The sequence below is a fragment of the Bradyrhizobium jicamae genome (genome assembly GCF_001440395.1).
GTDB classification, from domain to species: Bacteria; Pseudomonadota; Alphaproteobacteria; order Rhizobiales; family Xanthobacteraceae; genus Bradyrhizobium; species Bradyrhizobium jicamae.
On sequence record NZ_LLXZ01000141.1, the window covers coordinates 3,495 to 24,392 of the forward strand.

The window sequence follows — 20,898 nt, forward strand, 5'->3', positions numbered from 1 at the left end:
AGAAGCCGCGCCTCACACCCGCTTCATCGATACCGAAATTTTGGGGCCGTTCTTGATGGTCTGATAGACCACGCAATAACGCTCCGTCAGCTTCAGCAGCAGATCGAGCTTGTCCTGCGGCGCGTCGGTTCCGACTTCGAAGCGCAGGCGGATTTCTTCGAACCCGACGGGGGCTTCCTTGTCGACGCCGAGCGTGCCGCGAAAATCGAGGTCACCTTCGGCGATGACGATGCCGGTCTTGAGCGGCACTTCGACGGCAGTGGCAACCGATTTCAGCGTGACGCCGGCGCAAGCCACCAGCGCTTCCAGCAGCATGTCGCCGGAGCACAGCTCAAGGCCAGAGCCGCCGGTGGCGGGATGGAGCCCGGCGACCGCCAGCGCGCGGCCGGTCTCGACCTTGCAGGCGATGCCTTCATTGTCGATCGAGCCTTTGGCTTTCAGGGTAATGACGGCGGCGGAGGGATCGGACTTGTAGCGTTCCTTGATCGGGGCCTGCATCGCGCGGAGTTCGGCGGCATCCATCTTGTTCTCCCGGATTTTCGTTGGCCTGCCGGATTTAGTGCGAAACTGCGCCGATGTCACCACCACATCGCTTCGCCGGCCATCGATTTTGGATCAGCGTCGGGGATGTTGCGGTCGAGCGAGCGATCGAGTGCGGTCAGCACATGGCGCTTGAAGTTCTCGAACAGGGGCGAGGCGCGGTCGCGCGGCCGCGCCAGATTGACATTGATCACCTCGAACAGCCGGCCCGGCCGCGGCCGCATCACCAGCACGCGATCCGCCAGCACCACGGCCTCGTCGACGTCATGCGTCACCAGGATCAGCGTCGGCCGCGTGTCCTTCCAGAGGTCGAGCAGATGGTCCTGCAGGTCGCGCCGCGTGAAGGCGTCGAGCGCGGAGAACGGCTCATCCAGCAGCAGCACTTCCGGCTGCGGCACCAGCGCACGCGCAATCGCCACCCGCTGCGCCTGCCCGCCGGAGAGTTCGCGCGGCCAGGCCTTGGCCTTGTCGGCAAGGCCGACCCGCGTCAGCGCGCGATCCACCTTCTCGCGCCTGATATCGGCCGGCAGATCCGACAAGCCGAAGCCGATATTGTCGGCGACGCTGAGCCAGGGCAGCAGTCGCGGCTCCTGAAAGATGATTCCGATTTTTGCATGCGGCGCCGTGATCGCGGCGTCGTCGAGCGTCACCGTGCCCGTACTGGCGCGGTCGAGGCCGGCGATGGCGCGCAGCAGCGTTGATTTTCCGCAGCCGGAGCCGCCGATGATGGCGACGATCTCGCCGGGCTTGATCCTGGCGGAGAAGCGCTCCAGCGCGTGGACGCCGTTGGGATAGGTTTTGCCGACCCGGTCGAGCGCGAGCATCAGGCGGCTCCACTTTGGCGGCCGAACGCATCCTGCCAGCGCAATAGCGGCGCGGTGGCAACTTCGATCAGCCAGTCGGTGGTCTTGCCGAGGATCGCAAAGATCACGATCGCCGCCACGATCTGCGCCGGCTTGCCGAGCTGCTGACCGTCGATCAGGAGATAGCCGAGCCCTTCGGAGGCGCCCATGAATTCGGCGGCGACGACGAACATCCAGCCCAAACCAAGGCCGACGCGCAGCGCGACGACATAGGCGGGCAGCACTGCGGGCAACAGGATGCGGCGGATCATCGCCGGGCCCGAGAGGCGGAAGATGCGGCCGACCTCGACGATCTTGCGATCGACGGCGAGAATCGCACCCATCACGCCGAGATAGACCGGGAAGAACACGCCGACCGCGATCAGCGCGATCTTGGAGGTCTCGAAAATGCCGAGCCACAGGATGAACAGCGGCACCCAGGCGATCGAGGGAATCGCGCGGAGCGCCTGCACGGTCGGATCGAGCAACTGCCGCGCCAGGCCCCAGTAGCCGGATATGGCGCCGAGGACGGTTCCAGCGACGACGCCGAGGCCGAAGCCCGCGGCAACGCGCGACACGGTCGCCGTGATATGGCGCGTCAGCTCGCCGCTCTTCGCCAGTTCCATGACGGTGGCGAAGATCTTCGTCGGCGGCGGCACGAGGCGGCCGTTGGAATAGCCAAGCCAGACCCAGAGCTCCCAGAACAGCGCGAGGCCGAGGGGCAGCAGCAGGCCGAGCGCCGGACGCGCGTAACGGCGCAGGCGAGCGGAGGCTGGCGGTGCGGCGATCGCGTCAGCGCGTTCGCGGGTCACGTGGAGTTCAGCAGACATAGTCATAGCAAGAACGCGTCTCGCAGAGGAATGCAACATCCTCCCCTGGAGGGGGAGGATCGGTTCGCATGAAATGCGAACCGAGGTGGGGTGACGGTCTCTCCACGTCCAGCAGCGCCCGGGTGGAGAGACTGTCACCCCGCCCCGTCTCGCATTTCGCTGCGCTCATGCGAGCCGACCCGCCCCCTCAAGGGGCGGGTAAGCAAAGGATCAATTCGTCGGCAGCGGGACCTGGTCGTCGATCAGCGCGTCCAGCGTTGCCTTCACGTCGACCTTGGCGTCGACGACGCCGGCCTCCTGCAAAGCGAGGCCCGCGGCGAGGATGGACTCACGCTGCGGGGTGCCAATCCGGCTGTGGGTCAGTTCGGTGCGCTCCTTGAGCTGCTTGTCGACGACCGCCTCCGGCAGCTTGGTCACGCCGATGAAGGTCTTCTTCAGGTCGTCGTAATTGGCCAGCGCATATTTGCGCGCCTCCTCGTACACGGCGAGCACGCGGCGGACGGTGTCGGGATGGTCCTTCAGGAACTGCTCGCGCACATTGAGGATGCCCCAGGTATTGGCGTCGGCCTTGCGGAAGAACAGTTTGGCGCCCTCCTCGACTTCGGCCTGCGCCATCATCGGGTCGAGACCGGCCCAGGCATCGACGTCGCCGCGGATCAGCGCGGTCTTGCCGTCGGCGTGCTGCAGCAGCACCGGGGTAATGTCCTTTTCCGTCAGCCCCGCGCCGAGCAGCGCGCGCACCAGGAAGATGTGCGGATCGGTGCCGCGCGTCACCGCGACACGCTTACCCTTGAGGTCGGCAACGCTGGCGATCTTGGAATCCTTCCCCGTCACCAGCGCCGTCCATTCGGGGCGCGAATAGACGTAGATCGACTTGATCGGGTTGCCGTTGATCTTGGCGACCAGCGCCGCGGAGCCCGCGGTCGAGCCGAAATCGATCGAGCCGGCGTTGAGGAATTCGAGCGCCTTGTTGGAACCGGCCGACTGCACCCAGACGATGCTGATGCCGTCCTTGGCGAACTCCTTCTCCAGCAATCCCTTCTGCTTGAGGATCATCGACACCGGATTGTAGGTCGCCCAGTCGATGCGAATCTCCTTGAGCTGGTCGGCGGCAAAGGCCGCGCCGGGCAGCAAGGTCGATAGCGCGATGACCGTAGCCACTGCGCGCCGTGAAATCCTGAGCATGGTCGCTCTCCCCTGAGGCACTGAAAAACATCATTTATCTTCAATAAGTTAGATTGCGACGCAACGAGAAAATACATACCGTCAATGCGACGGCGCAAGCATAGCTTTGCCCAAGCGGCTCGGAATCCAGCATAGAATTGCCCTCGCCTTACAAACATCCGTGACAGGCTCTGCGCCGTCCGATATCGGGATAGATGATGGACAGCGTCGTGACTGAAGACCGCCCCGGGGCGGATGACCGTTTCGATACCGCGCGGGTCACCGCGGCGGTCGATGCCCTCGCCGAGAAACACGCCGGCCGCGAGGACGTGTTTCGCTCGGCGCTGGCGCAACTCCTGAAGGCCGAGATGATCGCGGCGCGTGCCACCGCGCAGGCCGTGCTGCTGAAGGACCGCCATGGCCGCCGCTGCGCCGAGCGGCTGTGCTTCATGCAGGACGAAATCATCCGCATCCTCTACTCGGCTGCCACGCGGCATCTCTATCGCTCGCATGTGCCGTCCGGCGCCGAGCGCATGGCTGTGGTCGCCACCGGCGGTTACGGCCGCGGCCTGATGGCGCCGGAATCCGACATCGATCTGTTGTTCATCCTGCCCTACAAGCAGACCGCCTGGGGCGAGCAGGTCGCGGAAGCCATTCTGTATTGCCTGTGGGACATGGGATTGAAGGTCGGCCACGCCACGCGCTCGGTCGACGAATGTATCCGCCAGGCGCGCGGCGACATGACGATCCGCACCGCGATCCTGGAGACGCGCTTTCTGACCGGCGACCAGCCGCTCTATGACGAACTGGTCGCGCGGTTCGACAAGGACGTCGTGCAGGGCACGGCTTCCGAATTCGTCACCGCCAAACTCGCCGAGCGCGAAGAACGCCATCGCCGCGCCGGGCAGTCGCGCTATCTGGTCGAGCCCAACGTCAAGGACGGCAAGGGAGGCCTGCGCGACCTGCACACCCTGTTCTGGATCGCCAAATACGTCTATCGCGTGCGCGAGACCGACGAGCTGGTCGAACGCGGCGTGTTCGACGCACAGGAGTACCGCACCTTCCGCCGCTGCGCCGATTTCCTGTGGTCGGTGCGCTGCAATCTGCATTTCGTCTCGGGGCGCGCCGAGGAGCGGCTGTCGTTCGACATGCAGCGCGAGATCGCGGTGAGGCTAGGCTACACATCCCATCCCGGCATGCAGGATGTCGAACGCTTCATGAGGCACTACTTCCTGGTCGCCAAGGACGTCGGCGACCTCACCGCGATCCTGTGCGCCAAGCTGGAAGACGAGCAGGCCAAGCCCGCGCCGGTCCTGAGCCGCATGGTGGCGCGGCTGCGGCCGGGCACCAAGCGGCGGCGGGTGCCCGACAGCGACGACTTCATCATCGACAACAACCGCATCAACCTCGCCGCGCCCGACGTCTTCAAGCACGACCCGGTCAATTTGATCCGGATCTTCCATCTGGCGCAGAAGAACAATCTCGCCTTCCACCCCGACGCGATGCGCACGGTGACGCGCTCGCTGAAACTGGTGAACACCCAGCTTCGGGAGAGCCCGGAAGCCAACCGTCTCTTCATGGAGATCCTGACCTCGAACGATGCCGAGACGGTGCTGCGGCGGATGAACGAGACCGGTGTGCTCGGTCACTTCATCCGCGCCTTCGGCAAGATCGTGTCGATGATGCAATTCAACATGTACCACCATTATACGGTGGACGAGCATCTGCTCCGCTGCATCGGCTTTCTCCAGGAAATCGAGCGCGGCGGCAACGACGAGTTCACGGTCGCAAGCGACCTGTTCCGCAAGATTCAGCCCGAGCATCGCGCGGTGATCTATATCGCGACGCTGTTGCACGACGTCGCCAAGGGACGCCCGGAGGATCATTCGATCGCGGGCGCCAGGGTGGCGCGGCGCTTGTGCCCGCGGCTCGGCTTTTCCGCCGCCGACACCGAGCTCGTGGCCTGGCTGATCGAAGAACACCTGACGATGTCGACGGTGGCGCAGTCGCGCGACCTCTCCGACCGCAAGACGATCGAGAATTTTGCAGCGGTCGTGCAATCCGTCGAGCAGATGAAGCTGCTGACCATCCTGACCACCGCCGACATCAGGGGCGTCGGCCCCGGCGTGTGGAACGGCTGGAAGGCTCAGCTCCTGCGCACGCTGTATTACGAAACCGAGCCGGTGCTGACCGGTGGCTTCTCGGAAGTGAACCGCGCGCAGCGCATCGCCGTGGCGCAGTCGGAATTCCGCGCCGCGTTCACCGAGTGGCCGGAAGCGGAACTCAACGCCTATATCGCCCGGCATTACCCGGCCTACTGGCTCAAGGTCGATTTGCCGCGAAAAATCCGCCAGGCGCGCTTCATCCGCGCCAGCGAACAGGCCGGGCATCAGCTCGCGATCAATGTCGGCTTCGACGAGGCGCGCGGCGTCACCGAACTGACGATCCTCGCAACCGACCATCCGTGGCTGTTGTCGATCATCGCAGGCGCCTGCGCCTCCGCCGGCGCCAACATCGTCGACGCGCAGATCTACACGACGACCGACGGCCGCGCGCTCGACACCATCGCGATATCGAGAGAATACGACCGCGACGAGGACGAGGGACGGCGCGCAACCCGCATCGGCGAAATGATCGAGCACGTGCTCGAAGGCAAATTGCGGCTGCCCGAGGTGGTGGCGCGCAAGGCCGCCAATCGCGGCAAGGTGCGCGCCTTCGTGGTCGAGCCCGAGGTCACCATCAACAACCAATGGTCGGACCGCTACACCGTGATCGAGGTCTCCGGCCTCGACCGACCGGGCCTGCTGTATCAGCTCACCACCGCGATCTCGAAGCTCAACCTCAACATTGCCTCCGCCCATGTCGCGACCTTCGGCGAACGCGCCCGCGACGTGTTCTACGTCACCGACCTGCTCGGCGCCCAGATCACCGCGCCGACCCGGCAAGCCGCGATCAAGAGCGCGCTGATCCACCTGCTATCCAGCGAGGACAACGTCGCCAAGCCGGCGGCGTAGTCGCTGTCTCCGTCATTGCAATGACGCGGCCACAGTCTTGTAGGATGGGTGGAGCGAAGCGATACCCATCAATGCCGGTGAACGTGGCGACGGGTTTCGCTTCGCTCCGCCCAGCCTTGAGACTCGAGTGTCGCCAAGCTCGCCGCCACGAAGGCGAGATAATTTGTCTGGGAAACCAGAACACCCAGGTCGAACAGTTCGAGCCAGGCTTGCCACGGGTCCCCTGCCGGCACGGCAATTGCCCGCTTGCCACCGTTGATCACGGAAGGTCTGAAGCTGCGGCCGGATCTCCGCCGCCTTGCTTCGGGTCCGATGTCATCGGAGCAAAGGATCAACTGCAGGCGTGGTTTCGGCATGTCAGTCCCCAGAGTTCAGTCGGCAATCCCTGAACGATCGGGTTTGACAACAGCGACGGTTGCGACCGGCAAGACGTCAGATCGATGGGTTTTCCGCGACACTTTTCCCGCATGGCAATACCGGCGTTTAGCCGCCATCCGGTTCACCAGTCAGCGTAATCATCGAGAAGGAATGGGCCATTGAACGGAGGTTGATTCCAAACTTTCTTTTCGGTTGACCGGATCATACGGAGGTTTAGTCAGCCTGAGCCGCATGCGACGGAAGATCGCGCGTCCGGAGGTGGGGAAGGCACGGGCGAACAGCCGATTTTACCGTTCGCACATTCGAAAAGCTGGTAACATCCAGCCAGTTAGGAGGGCGACGTTGTCGCCGCTGATGATTGCGAACAGCTAGCGACGCAGCGCCGCTCGGGGATGGCCGAGTGTCCGTGCTGATGATGCGTGAGCCGACGATAAAGTCCTGGCGCTCGGCCGAGCAATGGCTGCTCGGCAGCATGGCGCTGGCGTTGGGAGTGGTAGCCGGTATCTGGCTGCTACTCGGTCCGACCCCGATGGCCGCTCCTCATTTCGCTGCTCTCGCGCTGCTGATCGCTGCGCTTGCCGCCTCGTTGATCCTGATGGGCCGGGTGGGCCGCACCCGGCGGCAGATGGAAGCCATGCTTCAGGGACGAATGAGCGCCGAAGCGCGCGCGACCGAGACGCTGCGCAACAGCGAGGCGCAATGGAAGGAGGTGTTCGAGCACAACCCGGTGATGTACTTCATGGTCGATGCGACGGGGACCGTGCTGTCGGTCAACACGTTCGGCGCCGCACAGCTTGGCTACTCCGTCAGCGAATTGCTCGGAAAGTCCGTACTGAGGGTCTTTCCTGCCGAAGAGCAGCGCGCCGCCCAGAGCAATGTCGCCGTATGCCTGGAGAACATCGGCCAACCCCACAATTGGGAGATCTGCAAGGTTCGCAAGGACGGTTCAGCGCTCTGGGTTCGTGAAAACGCCAAGGCCGTGCGGCGGCTGGACGGCCGGTTGATCGTGCTGATTGCGTGCGAGGACATCACGGAACGCAAGCAGGCTGAAAATGCGCTGCGGCAGAGTGAAATGTATCTGGCCGAAGCCCAGCGATTGAGCCGCACCGGCAGCTTTGGCTGGCGCATCGCCAGCGGCGAAGTCATCTGGTCGGAAGAAACATTCAGAATGTTTGGCTACGACAAGGCCCCCTCCATCAAGCATGCCACCATCTTTCAGCGCGTTCATCCGGATGATCGCGCGCGCGTGGAGCAGACCATCGACCGAGCGTCCCGGGACGGAAAGGACTTCGCGCACGGGTATCGATTGCTGATGCCCGACGGATCGGTCAAACATGTCCACGCCACCGCACGCGCCGTAATGGGTGCGTCGGGCGAGGTGGAATTTGTCGGAGCGGTGACCGATGTCACCGCCCGCAAGCGAGCCGAGATGGAATTGCATGAAGCGCAGGCGACCCTCGCGCATGTCACGCGCGTGACGGCTCTCGGCGAACTTGCCGCATCGATCGCGCATGAGGTGAACCAGCCGCTCGCCGCCGTCGTCACCAATGCCGCGGCTTGCCGGCGCTGGCTCGACCGCAAACCTCCCGATCTGAAGGAAGCGCGCGGGACCCTGGAGTCGATCATCAAGGACGGCAACCGGGCAGGCGAAGTGATCCAGCGCGTCCGCGCGCTGGTGAACAAGGCTCCCGATCAGAAAGCCGTCCTCAACATCAACGACGTCATCAACGAGGTCATCAGCCTGGTGCAGCACGAACTGCTGAACCACCGGATATCGTTGCGGCTGGAACTCTCCCCCGCTCTCCCCCTTGCCGTCGCCGATCGGGTCCAGCTGCAACAGGTCATACTGAACCTGGTTGTCAACGGCATCGAGGCAATGCAGCCGGTCATGGACCGACCGCGGGAACTGGTGATCCGGACATGCCAGGACGATCTCGGGCAAATCATGGTAACGGTGAAGGATTGCGGCGTCGGGCTCGCCGCCGAAAATGCCGACCGGCTGTTCGACGCGTTCTTCACCACCAAATCCGGCGGCATGGGAATGGGCCTGTCGATCTGCCGCTCCATCGTCGGCGCTCACGGCGGACGGCTGTCCGCGTCTGGGAATAGCGGCCCTGGCGCGACATTCCACTTCACCCTGCCACTGGATCAGGAGGGTACGCCATGACGGGGCGCCGGACATCGCCTTCCCTCGCAAGCGCCGAGGACCCGATCGTCTTTGTCGTCGACGACGATTCGTCGGTGCGTGAGTCGCTGAGCAGTCTTTTCCGGTCAGTGGGGCTGCGCGTCGAGGCGTTCGGCTCGGCTCACGAGTTTCTGCAATGCAAGCTTCCTAATGTCCCCAGTTGCCTGATCCTCGACATCAGGCTCCCCCGCCTCAGCGGTCTCGACTTTCAGGCCGAACTCGCCAAGGCCGACATTCAAATTCCGGTCATCTTCATGACGGGTCATGGCGATATTCCTATGACGGTCCGCGCCATGAAGGCCGGGGCCGTCGATTTTCTGACCAAGCCGTTCCGCGATCAGGACATGCTGGATGCGGTGACCGCGGCAATCGAACGCGACCGCAACAGCCGCGATGAGGCCAAGGTTCTCTCGAACCTGCACGAGCTTTTCGCGACCCTCACTCCCCGGGAGCGGCAGGTGATGGCGCTCGTGACGACGGGGCTCATGAACAAGCAGATTGCAGCCGAAATAGGCCTGGCCGAGATCACGGTGAAGATCCATCGCGGACACATCATGCGGAAAATGGGGGCGAAGTCGCTGCCGGACCTGGTGAGGATGGCCGAGCTGCTCGAGATCGGCCCCCCGTCCGGCCAGCCGCAAACCTAAGTATGATTTTCCCGCCCTGATTTGCAGCGCACTCTTCCCCTACGCGGCGGCACAGCAAAACACACCCTCTGGTCGTCTCCACAAAGGATTGCCTTGTCCAACCCGATCATATCAATCATCGACGATGACGGATCGGTTCGAGCCGCGACCCATAATCTTGTCCGGTCGCTCGGCTACGTCGTGAATACATTTGCGTCGGCCGAGGAATTCCTGCGATCGCCGTGCCTGAATGACACGTCATGCGTGATAACGGATATCAGAATGCCCGCCATGAGCGGGCTCGACCTGCAGGCTCATTTACTCGCCACCGGGTACAGGTTTCCGTTCATCTTCGTCACGGCCTTCTCGGTCGAAAGCGACCGCGACCGCGCCATGAAGGCGGGCGCAACCTGTTTCTTGAGCAAGCCGTTCGATGGAGAAACGCTGATCAAGTGCCTCGAAGCCGCGCTGGCGTCAAACGGCCGGTCCGCAACCGGATAGGCCCGGGTGCAAGCCCTTCATACGTAAGGATGACCGCGCCAAACATCTAGACGAATTGAAGATAATCCACCGACGGCGCAAAACTCCGCGCGTCCTTCGAGGAACGGAGGACGCACAGCATCACACATTTTAATTCGGCAAGTGGCAATTCCTCAGAAGGAGGTCGCCATGCGTACAGAACCGCGTTGCACCGAATGTGACTGCGAGGACCCCAAGATCATTGCTCTGCGAAATCCAGGACGCGAACGCTACTGCGGACGCTTCTGTCTCGACAAAGGTCACGAGAATTTCATTCGCTGGATCCGGCGTGCAAATGCGGAGGTCGCGTCATGAGTAATTGTTGCGGAAATCCGGAATGCAAGCGTCCCTTCGGACTGGTCCGGCGTAGCTGGTACTTCCAGCAGTTTTGCTCGACGAGTTGCCGCGACCTCTACAAGCGCCAACTGGAGCGTAACCGGACCTATTGGAAATGGCTCTACCAGGTGCCGGCAGTTGCGGGCCGCAGAGACTACTGCTCCAGCCGATAAGCGCGGAGGAACCATGTTGGCGACGGTAAATGCGATGCTGATCGGCGCGCTGCTGGCATGGGGACCCCTGCTGGTCGTGTTCATCTATATCTTGCGGGACATGCGAAACGCTCGCCCTGACCGCGATTGATCTGAGACGGCTGACACCCCCGGCGCCATTTCAACTCGCCCGGCCGATCAGCCGCTCCTGTTTCCAGCATTAAATCTCGACGCCCTCGTGCCTGAGCAGCCAGCGCTTGCGCTCCAGCCCGCCTCCATACTTCACCAGCGAGCCGTTGGCGCCGATCAGGCGGTGACAGGGCAGCACCACGCTGATCGGATTCGAACCATTGGCGTGGCCGAGCGCGCGAACGGCGCGCGGCATCAGGAGCTTTGCGGCAAGCGCGCCGTAGCTCATCGTCGTCCCCGCTGCGATCTTCGGCAGCGCGTGCCAGACTTTCTGCTGGAACGGCGTCCCGGCAACGCGCCATTCAATCGCGACGAGGCGGTCGAGATCGCCCTTGAAATAGCCGGTCAAGGCCACGCGCAGGTCGCGTGGCGCCTGCGCATCGTTCAAATGCACCACGCCATAATGCAGCCGCAGCAATTGCATCATGCGCGGTTCATAGTCTTCCCAATCCATTGCGCGGAGCAGGCCGTCGGCGTCGGTCACCAGCAGCGCGGTCCCGATCGGCGTCGGCAGGCGGTCGAGATTGAAGTGTTCGGCCATCGTCATTCCCTGAAAATATCCGCGGAGCGAAAAATATCCGCGGAGCATGCCGCACTTTTCACCCGTAGCGTGCTAGCGTCCACCCGAATTCCGCTGCCGGTTGGGGGACCGCACATGATCTTCATCGCCAACGCTCTGGTCGCGGTGGTCGCCGCGCTGCATGGGTTCTTTCTGGTGCTGGAGATGTTTCTCTGGGACAAGCCGCTGGGCCTGAAGATCTTCCGCAACACCATCGAGAAGGCAACGGATTCGAAGGTGCTGGCCGCCAATCAGGGTCTGTATAACGGCTTCCTCGCAGCCGGCCTCGTCTGGGGTCTCGTTCATCCCAATCCAGCCTTCGCGTTCCAGATCAAGGTGTTCTTCCTGCTCTGCGTGATCGCGGCCGGCGCCTATGGCGCGGCGACCGTCAGCCGCCGGATTCTCTACGTGCAGGCGGCGCCTGCGGCGCTCGCCCTGGTCCTGCTCTGGCTGGCGTGAGCATCCCTCCTCGCTGCCTTGCATTGGCAAAACCGTTCCGCCACACTCCCTTGCAACGATGACGCAGGCGATCCGAACGGATGACCGGCACAGGATCATCGGCCAACATAAGGGAGTAGCGACATGAGACGTGGCGTTCTTCATCTGATTGCAGGCACTGCGGTTGCGCTCGCGCTGGCCTCCCCGGCTGTCGCGCAGAAGAAATACGATACCGGCGCGCCCGACACCGAGATCAAGATCGGCCAGACCGTTCCGTTCTCGGGCCCCGCGTCCGCCTATGCCGGCATCGGCAAGACGCAGGCGGCCTATATGCGGATGATCAACGAGCAGGGCGGCATCAATGGCCGCAAGGTCAACCTGATCCAGTATGACGACGCCTATTCGCCGCCCAAGGCCGTCGAGCAGGTGCGCAAGCTCGTCGAAAGCGACGAGGTGCTGCTGACCTTCCAGATCATCGGCACGCCGTCGAACGCAGCCGTGCAGAAGTATCTCAACTCCAAGAAAGTGCCGCAGCTATTGGCGGCGACGGGCGCGTCGAAGTTCACCGATCCGAAGAACTTCCCGTGGACGATGGGCTTCAATCCCAACTACCAGTCCGAGGGGCGCATCTACGGTCAGTACATTCTGAAGAACCATCCCAACGCGAAAATCGGCATCCTGTATCAGAATGACGATCTCGGCCGCGACTACCTCACCGGCCTGAAGGAGGCGCTCGGCGGCAAGGCGGCGACGATGATCGTCGCGGAAGCCTCCTACGAACTGACCGACCCGACGATCGACTCGCAGATCGTCAAGCTGAAGGCGGCGGGCGCCGACCTGCTCTACGACGCCTCGACGCCGAAATTCGCGGCGCAGGCGATCAAGAAAGCCGCCGATCTCGGCTGGAAGCCGGTTCACATCCTCGACATCAATGCGAGCCCGGTGTCGGCGACGCTGAAGCCTGCCGGCCTCGATATCTCCAAGGACATCATCTCGACCAACTACGGCAAGGATCCCGGCGATCCGCAGTGGAAGGACGATCCCGGCATCAAGGCCTATTTCGCCTTCATGGACAAATATTACCCGGAGGGCGACAAGCTCAACACCGTCAACACGTATGGCTATTCGACCGCGGAACTGCTGGTGCATATCCTCAAGCAATGCGGCGACGATCTCACGCGTGAAAACATCATGAAGCAGGCGACCAGCCTGAAGAACTTCTCCGGAAGCCTGTCGCTGCCCGGCATGGTCACCAACACCTCGCCGACCGACTATCGCATCAACAAGCAGATGCAGATGATGAAGTTCAACGGCGAGCGCTGGGAACTGTTTGGCCCGATCATCGAGGATGCCGGCCCGGCGGGTTAGGCTCTGGTTCTTTGTATCCCGGACGCGGTGCGGCGTGCACCGCGTCTGGAATATGAGATTGCCAACCCCGAACGGTGGGCCTCGCTCTTGCATTAATTCGAGGCAAACGGCGAACTGGATTCTTTTTGTGCAGGCGGAACCTGCACCTTTCGTCGACTACCGACGCGTCTTGCAATGCAATATCGCTTCCGCCACTATCGTGGCAGCGATGGCATCCGCCGGGCTCAAGCCCCGGGCAAGATCATTAGCTCAATCATAAACACACGAGGAATACAGCAATATGAGGAAGGGTTTTTTCCATCTGGCCACCGGCACGGCGCTCGCATTGGCGCTGTCGGTCTCCACAGCGTCCGCGCAGAAGAAATACGACACCGGCGCGAGCGACACCGAGATCAAGATCGGCCAGACCAATCCGTTTTCGGGACCGGCCTCCGCCTATGCCACCATCGGCAAGACCCAGGCCGCCTATATCAAGATGATCAACGACCAGGGCGGCGTGAACGGCCGCAAGATCAATCTGATTCAGTATGACGACGCCTATTCGCCGCCGAAGGCCGTCGAGCAGGTGCGCAAGCTGGTCGAAAGCGATGAGGTGCTGCTCACCTTCCAGCTGCTCGGTACGCCCTCGAACGCAGCCGTGCAGAAATATCTCAACAGCAAGAAGGTGCCGCAGCTGTTCGCTGCGACCGGCGCCTCGAAGTTCACCGATCCGAAGAACTTTCCCTGGACGATGGGCTTCAACCCCAACTACTTCGTCGAGGGCCGCATCTACGGCCAGTACATCATCAAGGAACATCCGAACGCCAAGATCGGCGTGCTCTATCAGAACGACGACCTCGGGAAGGATTATTTGAACGGCATCAAGGCCGGCCTCGGCGACAAGGCGGCGAAGATGATCGTGGCGGAAGCCTCCTACGAAGTCTCCGACCCGACCATCGATTCGCAGATCCTCAAGATCAAGGACGCCGGCGCGGACCTGTTCTTCTCGGCAACCACGCCGAAGCAGGCGGCGCAGGCGATCAAGAAGATTTATGAGCTCAACTGGAAGCCGGTGCACATCCTCGATATCAACGCCACCTCGGTTGGCGCCGTCATGAAGCCGGCGGGGCTCGAAGCCTCGAAGGGCGTGATCAGCGTCAACTACGGCAAGGATCCGCTCGACCCGACCTGGAAGGACGATCCGGGCATGAAGAAGTATTTCGAGTTCATGGCGAAGTACTATCCGGACGGCGACAAGGATTCGAGCTTCAACTCCTATGGCTACATGACCACGCAATTGCTGATCCATGTGCTCAAGGCATGCGGCGACAATCTGACCCGCGAGAACGTGTTGAAGCAGGCGACCAGCCTGAAGAACGTTCAGCTCGATCTCCTGCTGCCGGGCATCACCGCCAACACGTCGCCGGACGATTATCGCGTCAACAAGCAGTTGCAGATGATGAAGTTCAACGGCGAACGTTGGGAGATGTTCGGCCCGATCCTCGAGGACAAGGGTCCCGCGGGCTAGGCTAGCGAGCCAATCGAAACGATCGGCGGTGGAAGCGATCGGCGGCCCTTCGGGGCCGCCGATTTTTTTTGCTTCACCCGCCCCTTGAGGGGGCGGGTCGGCTCGCATGGAGCGCAGCGCCATGTGAGACGGGGCGGGGTGACAGTCTCTCAACACAAACACTGTCAGACGCGGAGAGACCATCACCCCACCTCGGTTCGCATTTCATGCGAACCGATCCACGAGCGAGCTTCGCTCGTCTCGGACCCCTCCAGGGGAGGATAAGAAAATGGCATGCCCTACGTCGGAATCTCGCCAAACGTCTTGCCGACCGGGAGCACGGCATGCCGGATCAGGCGGGAATCCTCCACCGCGGCCTGGCGGTGCTTGACAGCCTCGCGGTAGACGGGATCGCGGATCATTTCGGCAAACGCGGCAACGCTTGGATATTCGGCGATGAAGCAGTGATCCCAGCGCTCGGCCTCGGGCCCGATCAGCATCAGCTCGAACCTGCCCTGCCACACGATCCGCCCGCCGAGCCGTTCGAACACCGGGCCGCTTTCCCGGCCATAGGCGGCATAGGCCTCCGCACCGGTGGCCTTGCGGCCGTCAGGATAGGCGGCCTGCTCACGCAGTCGGACCAGGTTGAGCATGTGGATCGGACCCGGCCGGTCGCTGGCCCGAAATTGCGCGAATACTTCCTTCGTGGGATCGATATGGCCCATGGAGATTTCCCCTGAGAATATGGTCGGTTGCACCGACCCTAATACGGCTCCGCCGCACCTCCTAATCCCGCATTAACCTTTCCGTAACCGACCCTTAAACAGCCATCGCTAGCGTGAAGCAGAACGGGTGTGAACGGCGTTTGGGATGGCGTGGGGACGGAAAAAGAGCGGCGGACGCAAGGAGCCGCTGTTCGGGCTTCCGGCAGCGCTCGCGGACCTGCGTCTGACGCCCGCGGACCGCATTCCGGACGCCACCGACGACGACGACAAGCCGAAAAAGCCAGTGCCGAAGCGCAAGCACGAAGAGGACGACGACGAGCCGCCGCGCGAGCGCAAAGCCCGCGCGACCAAAAGCGGTGCCAAGCGGCGCTCGAAGCGCCGCTTCAGGTTCGGCCGGCTGGTCTATTGGGGCGCGGTGCTAGGCCTGTGGGCTGCGATCGCCATCATCGGCGTCGTGATCTGGGTCGGCGCGCATCTGCCGGCGATCCAGTCGCTGGAAATTCCGAAGCGCCCGCCGACCATCCAGATCGTCGGCCTCGACGGCAGCGTGCTGGCCTCGCGCGGTGAAGCGCCCGGCTCCAATGTCGCGCTGAAGGACCTGCCGCCCTATCTGCCGAAGGCGTTCATCGCCATCGAGGACCGCCGCTTCTATTCGCATTACGGCATCGACCCCGTCGGCATCGCGCGCGCGGTCGTGGCCAATGTCATGCACCGCGGCGTCTCGCAAGGCGGCTCGACGCTGACGCAGCAGCTCGCGAAGAACCTGTTCCTGACCCAGGAACGGACGATGGCGCGCAAGCTGCAGGAAGTGGAGCTGGCGCTGTGGCTCGAGCGCAAGCACTCCAAGAACGAAATTCTCGAGCTCTATCTCAACCGCGTCTATTTCGGCTCCGGCGCCTATGGCGTCGAGGCCGCGTCGCAGCGCTATTTCGGCAAGTCTGCGAAGAACGTTACCGTCGCGGAAGCCGCGATGCTGGCGGGCCTCGTCAAATCGCCGTCGCGGCTGGCGCCGAACCGCAACCCCGAGGGTGCGGAAGCGCGTGCTCAGATCGTGCTCGCGGCGATGGCGGAGGGCAAATTCATCACCGACGCCCAGGCCAAGGCGTCGATCGGCCATCCCTCCTACAAGGTAAAGCCGGCCGGCGCCGGCACCGTCAACTATGTCGCCGACTGGATCGGCGAAGTGCTCGACGACCTCGTCGGCCAGATCGACCAGAGCATCGTGGTCGAAACCACGATCGATCCGAAGCTGCAGAGCACGGCCGAAGCCGCCATCATCGACGAACTCGCGGCCAAGAGCGTGAAGTTCAACGTCACGCAGGGCGCGCTGGTGGCGATGACCCCCGACGGCGCGGTGCGCGCCTTGGTCGGCGGGCGGAACTATGCCGACAGCCAGTATAACCGCGCGGTCACGGCCAAGCGCCAACCCGGCTCGGCGTTCAAGCCGTTCATCTATCTGACGGCGATCGAGGGTGGCCTGACGCCGGAAACCATCCGGCAGGACGCGCCGCTCGATCTGAAGGGCTGGCGGCCCGAGAATTACACCCACGAATATTTCGGGGCGGTGACGCTGACGCAGGCGCTTGCGATGTCACTCAACACGGTCGCGGTACGGCTCGGCCTCGAAGTCGGCCCGAAGAACGTGGTGCGGACCGCACACCGGCTCGGGATTTCATCGAAGCTCGAGGCCAACCCCTCGATCGCGCTCGGCACCTCGGAAGTCTCGGTTATCGAACTGGTCGGAGCCTATGCGCCGTTCGCCAATGGCGGGCTCGGCATTTCCCCGTATGTGGTGACCAGGATCCGGACCAATGAAGGCAAGCTGCTATATGCACGACAGCCCGACCAGCTCGGCCAGGTGATCGAGCCGCGCCATGCCGCGATGATGAATACGATGATGCAGGAAACGCTGCTGTCGGGCACCGCACGCAAGGCCGAGATTCCGGGCTGGATGGCTGCCGGCAAGACCGGCACCAGCCAGGATTTCCGCGACGCCTGGTTCATTGGCTACACGGCGAACCTCGTTACCGGCGTCTGGCTCGGCAATGACGACAACTCGCCGACCAAGAAGGCGACCGGCGGCGGCTTGCCGGTGGAAGTCTGGACCCGCTTCATGCGCACCGCCCATCAAGGCGTGCCGGTGGCACTTCTGCCGAACGCGCAACGCGGCGGCTTCATGTCGAACCTGTTCCAGACCGCGTCACAGGTCAGCGCCGCCCCGCCGCCATCAGCGCCGCAGGGTGGTTCGTACCGGCCAGCGCCGGCACGCAGCTCAGCGCCGCCGCCCAATCCGAATGCGCGGCCGGAGGCGGCCGCGGGACTGGATGGCTGGCTGGTGGATCGGTTGTTTGGGCGGTAGCGCACCGTTGCCCCGCGCTTCCCGATGAGCGGCTAGCTGGCGAAGACGACCCGCGTTTCCACCGAAACGCGCCGGTACAAATCCTCGACATCGTCGTTCACGAGCCGTATGCATCCGGACGCGACCAGATGGCCGATGGTCTTGGGTGAGTTGGTGCCGTGAATCAGCAGCCCCGGCTTGTCCAGCAACAGCGCGCGTGCTCCCAGCGGACTGCCGGGACGGCCGGCCGCCGCGAGCAGCGCGTCGGCTTCCTTCGTGTTCGCGCCCGAAGGCCGCCAGTCAGGCCATTCAAGCTTGTTCATGACGCGAGATAGGCTGCCCCCCTTCAGGCACTCCTGGGCAACTCCGATCCCATAACGGCGCGCGGAATTGTTGGCATCGATCAGATAGAGAAAGCGGTTTTCCCGATCGACCACGATCGAGCCCGGAACGACGGTGGTGCGGTAGAATACCACTTGCCGCTGCAGCGCAAACGGCAGGACTGCCCCCGAAGAGCCGCCATCGACGCCGGGCTTCAAGTCCGCCATCACGACGTCTTCGCGCCCGCGCTGCGCGTTCGGCGATGACGTCTTCACGCTGGCTGAGACGATGGCGGGGCCTTTCGTCGCTACGAAGCCGTAGACCAACGCCGACAAGGCGATGACTGCAGCTACCGCGAAGGCGCCGATAACGAGCGGTTTCCAGTTCCGGTCTGTCAACAACACTTCGTTGATGGCCGCTGCGGAGTTCGCCTCCTCGGCGGCAATGTCATCTTCGATACGCCGGACGGCGTCTTCGAGCGCTGCGGCATGAGATGAGGCAGCCTCGCGCGTGAGGTGAGATCTCGTGATGAGGCTAAAGGCGTCCTTGTAGATCTGATCACGTGCGACCGCGTCCTTGCCTGCAATCGCTTTCATCAGCAGCGAGTAATAATCCACGGTCATGATCTGCCCCCTGAATATCTACCTCACGGGAGGCGCGTATTGAATTCCGCCCTGGGTCCAGAGCGCATTCAGTCCGCGCGGGATGCTGAGCCTGGACTGTGTTCCAACGTTCCGTTCATAGATCTCTCCGTAATTGCCGACCGCGCGGACGGCGCGTGCGGCCCAGTCCTTAGCCAGGCCCAACTGTTCGCCATATTCGCCTTCGGTGCCGACCAGCCGCCTTATATTGGGATTAGGAGATTTCACCGCATCGTCGATCGTCGCCGACTTGACGCCCAGTTCCTCGGCGTTGATCAATGAATAAAGCGTCCACTTGACCAGATTGAACCACTGATCGTCGCCTTGCCGCACCGCCGGCCCGAGCGGCTCCTTCGAAATGACTTCCGGCAGGATGATATGGCTGTCGGGTGCTGACAGCTTGAGACGCTCGGCGTAGAGTTGCGAAACGTCGCTAGTCAGCACGTCGCATTTGCGATCGTCATAGGCCTTTAGGCTTTCCTCCGCAGTGCCGAGGGACAGAACCTTCAGTGCCATGTCGTTGGCCCGGAAATAGTCCGTCAAATTCAGTTCGCTGGTGGTGCCGGTCTGGGTGCAAACCGTCTTGCCGCCAAGCTGCAGGGCGGTATCGATCCCGGCATCCCGGCGCAGCAGAAAGCCCTGGCCGTCGTAATAGGCAACGCCGGCGAACATCAGGCCGAGCGAACTTTCCCGTGACATTGTCCATGTCGAGTTGCGCGACAATACGTCGATCCGGTTCGATTGCAGCGCCGCGAAGCGGGTGACCGCATCGAGCGGCACGAACGTCACCTTAGCGGGATCGCCGAAAATCGCCGCCGCCACGGCTCGGCAAATATCGACGTCGAAGCCGGTCCACGCGTTCTTGTCGTCCGCACTGGAAAAACCCAGCAGTCCCTGGCTGACGCCGCAATTGAGCGCGCCGCGCTCCTTGACCGCCTTCAACGTTTGCGCGCCGGCGGGAGGGCCGGCCGCGAGAACGAAGGCCAGAAATGCGAGGAGCGGCAGGATCACAGGCCGTTTCTTGAAATCAGGCATTTGGATCTCGCGAGCGGTGGTGGCTTCGGCGTCCTTCAGCCGAAGGGACGTCCGTAGGCTAACACAAGCGGAAGGGTTCCCAATGTCTGGTTGGCCGGTGGATGGGCTGTTTGGAAGTCCCCTGTCGTCCCTGCGAAGGCAGGGACGCCGCAGCTTACCGGTCGAGCGAGCGATAGGGCTAGTTGTCTTCGCAACAACTACCGACAGTGGTTATGGGTCCCTGCTTTCGCAGGGACGACATGACCGCTAGTCCTCGACCCCGTAACGATGCAGATCGTTGCCGTAGGTATCAAGCCAGCGCTTGGCGCGGTCGACATGGTCGCAGATGCGGCCGACCACCCGCCAGAACCGCGGCGAGTGGTTCATCTCGACGAGATGGGCGACCTCATGGGCGGCGAGATAGTCGAGCACGTAAGGCGGCGCGAGGATCAATCGCCAGGAATAGGACAATGAACCGGCCGAGGTGCACGAACCCCAGCGGCTCGACTGATCGCGGATCGACACTCGCCTGACCCTGACGCCGAGTTCCGCTGCATAGGCGAGCGATGCCTTGTTCAGGTCCTTGCGCGCCTCGCGCTTGAGAAAGTCATGGACACGCCGGTCCATGTGCTCGGAGCCGCCGGCGACGCACAGAATCTTCTCGCCGCTATCGCGGGTTTCGGTCCACACCGTGCCGCGCTCGCCGGCGCGATGCACTAGGCGATGCGGAACGCCGCGCAACGGTACGATCGTGCCGGATTGAAACGGCGCCGCCTTCGGCAATCGGCCGAGACGAGCGGCGATCCAGCCGCCGTGAATCTGCGCGAAGTCGCGCGCTTCAACCAATGTGCCGCGCGGCGGCATGGTCAGGATCGCTTCGCGATCCGTCGGATGGATGCGCAAGGTGTAACGCCGCGCCCGGCGATGCCGGCGCAGCCGAATCGCAAAGAATTGCGAGCCGTGTTTGACCAAAAGGGTCGCGGGTTCGGCGGGACGCCGATAAAGGAGGGCGCGAGTAGCCATATCTTGGAGTCCGGGGAGCAGGAGTTCGCCCGGATTCTGCCATATCCGCTGCCAAGGGAATCTCATCTAAATCGCTCGGCGCAAAAACAAATCATTTGCCCAATATACAGGGGCTGTGGCCCAAAAAACCTCTACAGGATGGGCCTGGAACCGGATTTTTTGGATGGAACCGGGAGTCTAAGGGGGGTCCAAAAGGCCCCCAAAGAGTGA

At 62.9% G+C, this 20,898-nt stretch carries 18 protein-coding genes and 1 pseudogene; 9 read left to right on the top strand and 10 right to left on the bottom strand.

Translation table 11 applies throughout. From position 1 onward, the window contains the following. Positions 1-12: 12 nt before the first annotated feature. From CQ12_RS22980 to CQ12_RS22995, 4 genes are all read right to left on the bottom strand, one after another. On the bottom strand, positions 13-522 hold the full coding sequence (locus CQ12_RS22980) for an OsmC family protein (RefSeq protein WP_057837579.1): 510 nt from the start codon (positions 520-522) through the stop codon (positions 13-15). Positions 523-578: 56 nt separating this feature from the next. Further along, positions 579-1,364: an ABC transporter ATP-binding protein gene (locus tag CQ12_RS22985; protein ID WP_057837580.1), complete on the bottom strand. Its 786-nt coding sequence runs from the start codon at positions 1,362-1,364 to the stop codon at positions 579-581. Next, the gene (locus tag CQ12_RS22990; protein ID WP_083519436.1) at positions 1,364-2,218 is read right to left on the bottom strand and encodes an ABC transporter permease; all 855 of its coding nucleotides are present in this window, start codon (positions 2,216-2,218) and stop codon (positions 1,364-1,366) included. The genes CQ12_RS22985 and CQ12_RS22990 overlap by 1 nt, the downstream gene beginning before the upstream one ends. A 204-nt stretch (positions 2,219-2,422) precedes the next feature. Continuing rightward, positions 2,423-3,397, bottom strand: a complete 975-nt coding sequence (locus CQ12_RS22995) for an aliphatic sulfonate ABC transporter substrate-binding protein (RefSeq protein ID WP_057837582.1) — start codon at positions 3,395-3,397, stop codon at positions 2,423-2,425. A 197-nt stretch (positions 3,398-3,594) separates the two neighbouring features. Here CQ12_RS22995 and CQ12_RS23000 point away from each other — a divergent pair, with 197 nt between their 5' ends. Then, positions 3,595-6,390 carry a [protein-PII] uridylyltransferase gene (locus CQ12_RS23000; protein ID WP_057837671.1) on the top strand — a complete coding sequence of 932 codons (2,796 nt, stop codon included), beginning with the start codon at positions 3,595-3,597 and terminating at the stop codon, positions 6,388-6,390. A gap of 68 nt (positions 6,391-6,458) precedes the next feature. Here the strand turns inward: CQ12_RS23000 and CQ12_RS23005 are convergent, their stop codons facing one another. Then, on the bottom strand, positions 6,459-6,746 hold the full coding sequence (locus CQ12_RS23005) for a hypothetical protein (RefSeq protein WP_057837583.1): 288 nt from the start codon (positions 6,744-6,746) through the stop codon (positions 6,459-6,461). A gap of 422 nt (positions 6,747-7,168) precedes the next feature. Between CQ12_RS23005 and CQ12_RS23010 the strand changes: the two genes are divergently transcribed. From CQ12_RS23010 to CQ12_RS44085, 4 genes are all read left to right on the top strand, one after another. Then, on the top strand, positions 7,169-8,935 hold the full coding sequence (locus CQ12_RS23010) for a PAS domain-containing sensor histidine kinase (protein WP_245310094.1): 1,767 nt from the start codon (positions 7,169-7,171) through the stop codon (positions 8,933-8,935). Beyond that, positions 8,932-9,600, top strand: a complete 669-nt coding sequence (locus tag CQ12_RS23015) for a response regulator transcription factor (protein ID WP_057837584.1) — start codon at positions 8,932-8,934, stop codon at positions 9,598-9,600. Before CQ12_RS23010 ends, CQ12_RS23015 begins: the two co-directional genes overlap by 4 nt. A gap of 105 nt (positions 9,601-9,705) precedes the next feature. Next, on the top strand, positions 9,706-10,080 hold the full coding sequence (locus CQ12_RS23020) for a response regulator transcription factor (RefSeq protein WP_057837672.1): 375 nt from the start codon (positions 9,706-9,708) through the stop codon (positions 10,078-10,080). Positions 10,081-10,409: 329 nt separating this feature from the next. Next, entirely contained in the window at positions 10,410-10,607 is a 198-nt protein-coding gene (locus tag CQ12_RS44085; protein ID WP_157088413.1) for a hypothetical protein, read from the top strand. Positions 10,608-10,806: 199 nt separating this feature from the next. On the opposite strand, the gene CQ12_RS23025 is transcribed toward CQ12_RS44085, so the two are convergent. Further along, entirely contained in the window at positions 10,807-11,322 is a 516-nt protein-coding gene (locus CQ12_RS23025) for a methylated-DNA--[protein]-cysteine S-methyltransferase (RefSeq protein ID WP_057837585.1), read from the bottom strand. Between the two features lie 108 nt (positions 11,323-11,430). On the opposite strand from CQ12_RS23025, the gene CQ12_RS23030 reads away from it, so the two are divergent. The 3 genes from CQ12_RS23030 to CQ12_RS23040 all read left to right on the top strand — a co-directional run bounded on the left by CQ12_RS23030 (position 11,431) and on the right by CQ12_RS23040 (position 14,647). Next, on the top strand, positions 11,431-11,793 hold the full coding sequence (locus CQ12_RS23030; RefSeq protein ID WP_157088415.1) for a DUF1304 domain-containing protein: 363 nt from the start codon (positions 11,431-11,433) through the stop codon (positions 11,791-11,793). A 123-nt stretch (positions 11,794-11,916) separates the two neighbouring features. Continuing rightward, positions 11,917-13,140, top strand: a complete 1,224-nt coding sequence (locus CQ12_RS23035; RefSeq protein ID WP_057837586.1) for an ABC transporter substrate-binding protein — start codon at positions 11,917-11,919, stop codon at positions 13,138-13,140. 280 nt (positions 13,141-13,420) lie between these two features. Next, positions 13,421-14,647, top strand: a complete 1,227-nt coding sequence (locus CQ12_RS23040) for an ABC transporter substrate-binding protein (protein WP_057837587.1) — start codon at positions 13,421-13,423, stop codon at positions 14,645-14,647. A gap of 278 nt (positions 14,648-14,925) precedes the next feature. Here CQ12_RS23040 and CQ12_RS23045 read toward each other — a convergent pair whose 3' ends face one another. Continuing rightward, the gene (locus tag CQ12_RS23045) at positions 14,926-15,351 is read right to left on the bottom strand and encodes a DUF1330 domain-containing protein (RefSeq protein WP_057837588.1); all 426 of its coding nucleotides are present in this window, start codon (positions 15,349-15,351) and stop codon (positions 14,926-14,928) included. A 145-nt stretch (positions 15,352-15,496) separates the two neighbouring features. Between CQ12_RS23045 and CQ12_RS23050 the strand changes: the two genes are divergently transcribed. Further along, entirely contained in the window at positions 15,497-17,710 is a 2,214-nt protein-coding gene (locus CQ12_RS23050) for a transglycosylase domain-containing protein (protein ID WP_057837589.1), read from the top strand. A gap of 32 nt (positions 17,711-17,742) precedes the next feature. On the opposite strand, the gene CQ12_RS23055 is transcribed toward CQ12_RS23050, so the two are convergent. The 3 genes and pseudogenes from CQ12_RS23055 to CQ12_RS23065 all read right to left on the bottom strand — a co-directional run bounded on the left by CQ12_RS23055 (position 17,743) and on the right by CQ12_RS23065 (position 20,783). Continuing rightward, positions 17,743-18,633 (bottom strand): L,D-transpeptidase, encoded by an 891-nt coding sequence (locus tag CQ12_RS23055; protein ID WP_057837590.1) that lies wholly within the window; start codon positions 18,631-18,633, stop codon positions 17,743-17,745. A gap of 18 nt (positions 18,634-18,651) precedes the next feature. Continuing rightward, positions 18,652-19,686: an amino acid ABC transporter substrate-binding protein gene (locus CQ12_RS23060; protein WP_057837591.1), complete on the bottom strand. Its 1,035-nt coding sequence runs from the start codon at positions 19,684-19,686 to the stop codon at positions 18,652-18,654. A 246-nt stretch (positions 19,687-19,932) separates the two neighbouring features. After that, positions 19,933-20,783 (bottom strand): annotated as a pseudogene (locus CQ12_RS23065) (M48 family metallopeptidase). Positions 20,784-20,898 lie beyond the last annotated feature (115 nt).

Bases quoted from the DNA above. Each gene is read 5' to 3' on its own strand.
- CQ12_RS44085 (WP_157088413.1), top strand. From the start codon at position 10,410: ATGAGTAATTGTTGCGGAAATCCGGAATGCAAGCGTCCCTTCGGACTG.
- CQ12_RS23035 (WP_057837586.1), top strand. From the start codon at position 11,917: ATGAGACGTGGCGTTCTTCATCTGATTGCAGGCACTGCGGTTGCGCTC.
- CQ12_RS23015 (WP_057837584.1), top strand. From the start codon at position 8,932: ATGACGGGGCGCCGGACATCGCCTTCCCTCGCAAGCGCCGAGGACCCG.
- CQ12_RS22985 (WP_057837580.1), bottom strand. From the start codon at position 1,364: ATGCTCGCGCTCGACCGGGTCGGCAAAACCTATCCCAACGGCGTCCAC.
- CQ12_RS22980 (WP_057837579.1), bottom strand. From the start codon at position 522: ATGGATGCCGCCGAACTCCGCGCGATGCAGGCCCCGATCAAGGAACGC.
- CQ12_RS23040 (WP_057837587.1), top strand. From the start codon at position 13,421: ATGAGGAAGGGTTTTTTCCATCTGGCCACCGGCACGGCGCTCGCATTG.
- CQ12_RS23055 (WP_057837590.1), bottom strand. From the start codon at position 18,633: ATGACCGTGGATTATTACTCGCTGCTGATGAAAGCGATTGCAGGCAAG.
- CQ12_RS23060 (WP_057837591.1), bottom strand. From the start codon at position 19,686: ATGCCTGATTTCAAGAAACGGCCTGTGATCCTGCCGCTCCTCGCATTT.
- CQ12_RS23045 (WP_057837588.1), bottom strand. From the start codon at position 15,351: ATGGGCCATATCGATCCCACGAAGGAAGTATTCGCGCAATTTCGGGCC.
- CQ12_RS23030 (WP_157088415.1), top strand. From the start codon at position 11,431: ATGATCTTCATCGCCAACGCTCTGGTCGCGGTGGTCGCCGCGCTGCAT.
- CQ12_RS23005 (WP_057837583.1), bottom strand. From the start codon at position 6,746: ATGCCGAAACCACGCCTGCAGTTGATCCTTTGCTCCGATGACATCGGA.
- CQ12_RS22995 (WP_057837582.1), bottom strand. From the start codon at position 3,397: ATGCTCAGGATTTCACGGCGCGCAGTGGCTACGGTCATCGCGCTATCG.
- CQ12_RS23025 (WP_057837585.1), bottom strand. From the start codon at position 11,322: ATGACGATGGCCGAACACTTCAATCTCGACCGCCTGCCGACGCCGATC.
- CQ12_RS23000 (WP_057837671.1), top strand. From the start codon at position 3,595: ATGGACAGCGTCGTGACTGAAGACCGCCCCGGGGCGGATGACCGTTTC.
- CQ12_RS22990 (WP_083519436.1), bottom strand. From the start codon at position 2,218: ATGACTATGTCTGCTGAACTCCACGTGACCCGCGAACGCGCTGACGCG.
- CQ12_RS23050 (WP_057837589.1), top strand. From the start codon at position 15,497: ATGGCGTGGGGACGGAAAAAGAGCGGCGGACGCAAGGAGCCGCTGTTC.